At 70.5% G+C, this 6,942-nt stretch carries 5 protein-coding genes; 2 read left to right on the forward strand and 3 right to left on the reverse strand.

Going from position 1 to position 6,942, the window contains the following annotated elements:
- Positions 1-2,371 (forward strand): glycoside hydrolase family 94 protein (locus AC27VN_RS28220; RefSeq protein WP_490878671.1); only part of this gene is annotated, 2,371 nt, incomplete at its 5' end.
- 16 nt (positions 2,372-2,387) lie between these two features.
- Here the strand turns inward: AC27VN_RS28220 and AC27VN_RS28225 are convergent.
- The gene (locus AC27VN_RS28225; protein ID WP_490878672.1) at positions 2,388-3,185 is read right to left on the reverse strand and encodes a LuxR C-terminal-related transcriptional regulator; all 798 of its coding nucleotides are present in this window, start codon (positions 3,183-3,185) and stop codon (positions 2,388-2,390) included.
- A gap of 209 nt (positions 3,186-3,394) precedes the next feature.
- Between AC27VN_RS28225 and gmd the strand changes: the two genes are divergently transcribed.
- The gene (gmd, locus tag AC27VN_RS28230) at positions 3,395-4,435 is read left to right on the forward strand and encodes a GDP-mannose 4,6-dehydratase (RefSeq protein WP_490878673.1); all 1,041 of its coding nucleotides are present in this window, start codon (positions 3,395-3,397) and stop codon (positions 4,433-4,435) included.
- A gap of 13 nt (positions 4,436-4,448) precedes the next feature.
- On the opposite strand, the gene AC27VN_RS28235 is transcribed toward gmd, so the two are convergent.
- Positions 4,449-5,981 carry a mannose-1-phosphate guanylyltransferase/mannose-6-phosphate isomerase gene (locus AC27VN_RS28235; protein WP_490878674.1) on the reverse strand — a complete coding sequence of 511 codons (1,533 nt, stop codon included), beginning with the start codon at positions 5,979-5,981 and terminating at the stop codon, positions 4,449-4,451.
- Between the two features lie 46 nt (positions 5,982-6,027).
- On the reverse strand, positions 6,028-6,813 hold the full coding sequence (locus tag AC27VN_RS28240) for a response regulator transcription factor (protein ID WP_296775713.1): 786 nt from the start codon (positions 6,811-6,813) through the stop codon (positions 6,028-6,030).
- Positions 6,814-6,942 lie beyond the last annotated feature (129 nt).

A 6,942-nucleotide genomic window follows, 5' to 3' on the forward strand; every position in this document is an offset into this window, starting at 1 on the left:
CGAGTTCCGCTTCGAGGTGGGCCTCGCGCGCCGCACGCCGCGGCCATGGATCAACGTGATCGCCAACGCGGGCTTCGGCTTCCAGGTCTCCGAGTGGGGCAACGGCTTCACCTGGGCCGGCAACAGCCGCATGCACCAGCTCACGCCGTGGTCGAACGATCCGGTGCAGGACCCGGCCTTCGAGCACTACCTGCTGCAGGACCTGGCGACGCGCGAGCTGCTGCCGCTCACGCCGGCCGGGCGAGGTGGCAGCGGTGGCGGCGGTGGCGGCGACGGCGCGCCCGACGACCTGCTGCACCGCGTCCGCCATGGCCAGGGCTACACCGTCTTCGAATGCCGGCTGGGCGGGTTGTCATTGAGCACCACCTTCCTGGCCGACCGCGACGATGCCGTGAAGCTGGTGCACGTGCGTCTGCGCAACGAAGGCAGCGGCACGCGCCGGCTGCGCGCGCTCGCGATGGCCGAGTGGCAGCTGGGCGCCGCGCGCGGCGAGCGTCGCAGCGTGCGGACCTGGAAGCAGGACGACCTGCCGGCCGTGTTCGGCGAGCAGCGCGAATCGAGCGGCGGCTTCGGCGGCGGCACCGCCTTCCTGATGCTCGCGGGCCTGCCGGGCGCCACCCAGTGGACCTGCGACCGCAACGAGTTCTTCCGCGGCCGCGGCATCGTCGAGGTGCCCGACAGCTTCGGGCGCCGCGGTGGCAGCGGGCTCGATGCCTGCGCGGCCGTCGACGGTGAATTCAGGCTGGCCGCGGGCGAGGGCGCGAGCTTTACCTTCGTGCTGGGCCATGCCGACAGCGCCGAGGCCGCCATCGCGCTCGCGCGGCGCTGGCGCGAACGCGACGTGCCGGCCGCGCTCGCGCAGGTCGGCGGCTTCTGGGACGAGCTGCTGGGCCGGCTGCAGGTGCGCACGCCCGATCCGCTGTTCGATGCGATGGTCAATCGCTGGCTGGTCTACCAGACCCTGGCCTGCCGGCTGTGGTCGAAGGCCGGCTTCTACCAGGCCGGCGGGGCCTTCGGTTTCCGCGACCAGCTGCAGGACGCGATGGCCTTCGCGCTCACCGATCCGCAGCGACTGCGCGCGCAGATCCTGGTCAACGCGGCGCGGCAGTTTCCCGAGGGCGACGTGCAGCACTGGTGGCACATGCCTGGCGGCGCCGGCGTGCGCACGCATTTCTCCGACGACCTGCTGTGGCTGCCGTTCGCGGCCGCGCACTATGCGCAGGTGACGGGCGACGCCACGCTGTTCGACGAGAGCGTGGGCTTCATCGAGGGCGCGGCGATCCCGGCCGGCGCCGAGGACGCCTACTACACGCCGCAGCATGCCGGCCGCGTCGCCAGCCTGTACGAGCACGGCGCGCTGGCCATCGACCGCAGCCTCGCGACCGGCGCGCATGGCCTGCCGCTGATGGGCACGGGCGACTGGAACGACGGCATGAACCGGGTCGGCCACGAGGGCCGCGGTGAATCGGTCTGGCTCGCATGGTTCCTCTGCAGCGTGGTCGAACGCTATGCGCCGATCGCGCAGGCGCGCGGCGAGACCGAACGCGGCGCGCGCTGGCTGCGCGCGCGCGAAGGCTGGATCGCCGCGCTGCACGACGCGGGCTGGGACGGCGCGTGGTTCCGCCGTGCCTTCTTCGACAACGGCGCGCCGCTGGGCTCGGCCGCCAACGACGAGTGCCGCATCGACCTGATCGCGCAGGCCTGGTCGGTGCTGTCGGGTGCCTCGGACGAAGGCCACACCCACGCCGCGATGGCCGCCGCGAAGACGCATCTGCACGACGACACGGCCGGGCTGCTGCGCCTGCTCGCGCCACCGTTCGTGCAGTCGGCCAACAACCCGGGCTACATCCAGGCCTACCCGCCGGGCGTGCGCGAGAACGGCGGGCAGTACGCGCATGGCGCCGTGTGGGGACTGATGGCGCAGGCGCTGACGGGCGACCGCGAGGCGGCCTGGGCGAGCTTCGAGGGCCTGAGCCCGGCCCATCGCGCCAGCGATCCGCGGCGCGGTCCGGCCTACGAACTCGAGCCCTACGTGATGGCCGGCGACATCTACGGCGCCGCCCCCTACGTGGGACGCGGCGGCTGGAGCTGGTACACGGGCTCGGCCGCGTGGCTGCATCGCGCGGCTGTCGAGACCTTGCTGGGCCTCACGGTGAAGGGCCATGCGCTGTCGCTCGCGCCGCGCGTGCCCGCGCATTGGCCGGCCTTCGAGATCGCACTGCGGCTCGGGGAGCGCGCGTTCACGCTGCAGTGGGGCGCGCCGCAGGGCGCTGCCGCCGCCACCCACCATGCGGTGGAGGGCGACTGGATCGACTGGCGGGCGTTGCCCGCGAAGGCGGTGGTTCGGATCGGCAGGCGCTCGGGCGCCTGAACCGCCGGCGCCCGGCTCACAGCAGCCCGGTCAGGGTCGCGCGGCTCACGGCCTGCGCGCGCGAATGCACGTTGAGCTTCTTGTAGATGTTCTTCATGTGGGCATTGACGGTCTGCATCGATATGCCGAGACCTAGGCTCACGGTGCGTGTCGCCTGGCCGCGTGCCACGCAGTCGAGCACCTCGCGCTCCCGCGTCGTCAGCACGATGTCCAGCGGATGGGCGTCGGGCGTGGGCCGCTCGACCGAATGCCGCCCCATGCGCGCCAGCAGCCGCCGCGACAGCCTGGGCGTGATGGCTGCGCCGCCGTTGACCACCTGCAGCACAGCCTGCGCGAAGCTCTGCTGCCAGGCGTTCTTCAGCAGGTAGCCCGTGGCGCCGGCCTCGAAGGCGCGCAGCACGTGGGCGTCGTCCTCGAGCGCGGAGACCACGATGATCTCGCAGTGGCTCTGCTGCTTGCGCGCATCGCGGATCAGTTCGAAGCCCGAGCCGTCGACCAGACGCAGGTCGAGCATCAGCACGTCGAACTCTTCCGACGCGAGCAGGCGCCGCGCATCGCGCGCGCTGCCGGCCTGGCCCTGGAGCCGGATACGCATGTCCGACAGCAGCTCCTGCGCGATGACGCGGCGCATGCCCTCGTCGCCGTCCACCAGCAGCACGCGCACGGGGGCGTCGTCCTGCCCGGTCATGAAATGCGGCCACTGCGGCTCGCCGGGCCGGCAGACCCCGGTCCCGTCACGGGTCCGGTAGCGGGTGATGCGGCCGCCATCGAGCCTGGCGAACGTCTCGGAATCGGACGATGTTTCGTCGGTCATGAGTAACTCCCTTGTGTCAAAGCGACCTGAATGTTTTGTGGGGTCGCGGAATCCACGAATGGAGTACTTTCTAATTGCTTTGAATGTAGGCCAGGGCGCTGTCGATACCGCAAGCGAGGGGTGATGGGTACGTAGTCGAAAGGCCCAAGTTGCCCACCGCGACGGCGGAACTCCTGTACGCTGCATCACGAGTCAACCAAGGAACCGTGATGAAGAAGAAGACCGCGATCGTCACGGGCATCAGTGGCCAGGACGGCGCCTATCTGGCGCAACTGCTGCTGGCCAAGGGCTATGTGGTCCATGGCACCTACCGCCGCACCAGCTCGGTCAATTTCTGGCGCATCCAGGAGCTCGGCATCCAGGACCATCCCGATCTGCATCTGGTCGAGTACGACCTCACCGACCAGGGAAGCTCGCTCAGCCTGGTCCAGCAGACGGAGCCCGACGAGATCTACAACCTCGCGGCGCAAAGCTTCGTCGGCGTCAGCTTCAACCAGCCCGTGGCCACGGCGCACATCACCGGCATCGGGGCGCTGCACCTGCTCGAGGCGATCCGCCTCATCGACCGGCGGATCCGCTTCTACCAGGCATCGACCTCCGAGATGTTCGGCAAGGTGCAGGCCGTGCCCCAGGTCGAGAGCACGCCGTTCTATCCGCGCAGCCCCTACGGCGTGGCCAAGCTCTATGCGCACTGGATGACCGTCAACTACCGCGAGAGCTACGGCATCTTCGGCAGCTGCGGCATTCTCTTCAATCACGAAAGCCCGCTGCGCGGGCGCGAGTTCGTGACGCGCAAGATCACCGACGCCGTGGCCCGGATCAAGCTCGGCAAGCTCGAGGTGCTGGAGCTCGGCAACCTCAACGCGCAGCGCGATTGGGGCTTCGCGCAGGAGTACGTGGAGGGCATGTGGCGCATGCTGCAGACGAGCGAGCCCGATACCTACGTGCTGGCGACGAACCGTGCCGTGACCGTGCGCGACTTCGTTCGTCTGGCGTTCCGGGGCGCGGGGATCGAGGTGGAATTCAGGGGCGTCGACGAGGCGGAGACCGCCGTCGACACGGCGACCGGCAAGACGGTGCTGCGCGTGAACCCGAAATTCCACCGCCCCGCCGAGGTCGACCTGCTGATCGGCGACCCCAGCAAGGCCAGGGACCAGCTGGGATGGGCGCCCACGACCACGCTCGAGCAGCTCTGCCAGATGATGGTGGACGCCGACCTGCGGCGCAACGAGGCCGGCTTCTCGTTCTGAACGCCGCGCCGCCTCAGGCGGGCTGCGCTTCGGGCAGGGGACGCGGGCTGTTCCACTCCACCGTCGGCGTCGCGACGGCGCCTTCGCCGGCGACCGACAGCAGCGCCTGGTTCTGCGCATCGCCGCGATCCGCCACGATGCCGCAGCGCCCGTAGCTGTCGTCGAAACGCACGATGTCGTCCTCGCCCAGGTAGCTGCCGGTCTGCACCTCGATCACCTCCAGCGTGGTCTTGCCCGGGTTCTCGAGCCGGTGCACGCAACCCAGTGGCAGGTAGATCGATTCGTTCTCGCGCACCAGCCTGACCTTCCCGTCGCAGGTGGTCTTGGCCGTGCCCTGCACCACGATCCAGTGCTCCGAGCGGTGGTGATGCATCTGCAGCGAGAGCTTGGCGCCGGGCTTGACCGTGATGTGCTTGACCTGGAAGCGCTCGCCGTTGTCGATGCTGTCGTACGCGCCCCAGGGCCGCACCGTGCGCCGGTGCTCGGTGGCCTCGGGCCGGCCCTCGAGCGCCAGCATGCGCACCACCTCCGCGACCTGCTCCACGCAGCCCGCGCTCGCGACCAGCAGCGCGTCGGGCGTGTCCACGATGATCAGGTCCTCGGTGCCGAGCGCCACCACCGGGCGGTGCGGCGCATGGATGAAGGTGTTGCGCGCGCGCAGGCTGCGGCCCTTGCCGCTCGTGCGGTTGCCTGCTTCGTCGGCGGCGTGCAGTGTCGCGACCGCGTTCCAGCTGCCCACGTCGCTCCACGCGCCCTCGAAGCGCACCATCGCGATGTCGGGGTGCTTCTCGAGCACCGCGTAGTCGATGCTCTCGCTGCGGCAGGCCTGGAAGGCCTCGGCGCCGAGGCGGCGAAAGCTGCCGTCGATCGACGAGGTCGCGAGCGCGCGCTCGCAGGCGAGCAGCACGTCGGGCGCATGCGTGCGCAGGGCCGCGACCAGCGTGCCGGCGCGCACGAGGAAGATGCCCGCGTTCCAGCAGAAGCCGCCGTGCGCGAGCAGCGCCGCCGCCACCTCGGCCTGGGGCTTCTCGAGGAAGCGCGCGACCGCATGGCTGCGGCCGTCGGCCGAGGCGGTCCCCACCTCGATGTAGCCGTAGGCCGTGCTCGCGAAGGTCGGCGCCACGCCGAAGGTCACGATGCGGCCGGCGCGCGCGGCCTCGACGCCGGCGCGCACGGTGCGCGCGAACAGCTCGGCATCGGGGATGTGATGGTCGGCGGGCGCGAACAGCAGCAGCTCGTCGGCCCCGGCCTGCAGCGCCGCCACCGCCATCGCGGCCGCGGTGTTGCGCCCCACGGGCTCGAGGATCTGGCACCCGCCGACGCGGGCGGCATCCACCGTCTCGCGCACCAGGAAGCGGTGTTCCTCCGCGGCGATGCAGGTGATCTCGCCATGCAGGCCGCGCAGGCGCTCCAGCGTGAGTTGCAGCAGGCTCTTGCCGCCCACCAGCGGCGCGAACTGCTTGGGCAATGCCTTGCGCGACAGCGGCCACAGGCGCGTGCCGCTGCCGCCGCACAGCACGACGGGATGGATGATGGAAGTGGTCATGGCGTGTCCGATGAAAGGAAAGGGAGAGGAAGAGAAGGGAGGCGGCTCAGAGCTGGCCGGTGTGCGTCGCGAAGCTCACGGCCTGCGCGCGCGAATGCACCTGCAGCTTCTTGTAGATGTTCTTGATGTGGGCATTGACGGTCTGGCCCGAGATGCCGAGCCGTTCGCTGATCTCCTTGGAGACGCAGCCGCGCGCCACGCAGCGCAGCACCTCGCGCTCGCGCGTGGTCAGCGTGGCCTCGCGCTGCGGCGCGTCGGGTGGTGGATCGCCGGCCTGCTGGCTCAGGCGCGCGAGCAGGCGGCGCGACAGCCGCGGCGTGATCGCCGCGCCGCCGTTGACCACCTGCAGCACGGCCTGCGCGAAGCTCTGCAGCCAGGCGTTCTTCAGCAGGTAGCCAGTCGCGCCGAGCTCGAAGGCGCGCATCACGTGGGCATCGTCCTCGAGCGCCGAGACCACGATGATTTCGCAGTAGCTGTGCTGCTTGCGCGCCTCGCGGATCAGGTCGAAGCCGGTGCCGTCGCCCAGGTGCAGGTCGAGCATGAGCACGTCGAACTCCTGCGACGCCAGCAGGCGCCGCCCCTCGCGCACGCTGCCGGCCTGCGCCTGCAGCTGGATGCGCATGTCCGACAGCAGCTCCTGCGCGATCACGCGCCGCATGAACTCGTCGTCGTCCACCAGCAGCACGCGCACCGGCGCGTTCTCCTGCCCGGTCAGGAAGTGCGGCCACTGCGGCTCGGCCGGCGGGCAGACGCCCGTGGTGTAGCTCGCGCGGCGCGCGAAGGTCCGGCCGGACTCCGGCGTCTCTAGAGAGGAAGGAACGGTATCGGACATGAAGGGATCCCTGGTTGAGTGGAAGGCGTTCTGGGTAGCGGGAGCGGTGGGGGTGGCGGCGGCGGCGCGGCCTCGTCGAAGCCGTGCGGATTGCCGACCTGCCAGCGCCAGCTGTCGGCGCACATGTCG

Source organism: Variovorax sp. 20P10.2.4, from assembly GCF_058244205.1.

What these genes read in the sequence shown, in the direction of transcription:
- AC27VN_RS28225 (WP_490878672.1), bottom strand. Translation starts at nt 3,185, where the DNA reads ATGACCGACGAAACATCGTCCGATTCCGAGACGTTCGCCAGGCTCGAT.
- gmd (WP_490878673.1), top strand. Translation starts at nt 3,395, where the DNA reads ATGAAGAAGAAGACCGCGATCGTCACGGGCATCAGTGGCCAGGACGGC.
- AC27VN_RS28235 (WP_490878674.1), bottom strand. Translation starts at nt 5,981, where the DNA reads ATGACCACTTCCATCATCCATCCCGTCGTGCTGTGCGGCGGCAGCGGC.
- AC27VN_RS28240 (WP_296775713.1), bottom strand. Translation starts at nt 6,813, where the DNA reads ATGTCCGATACCGTTCCTTCCTCTCTAGAGACGCCGGAGTCCGGCCGG.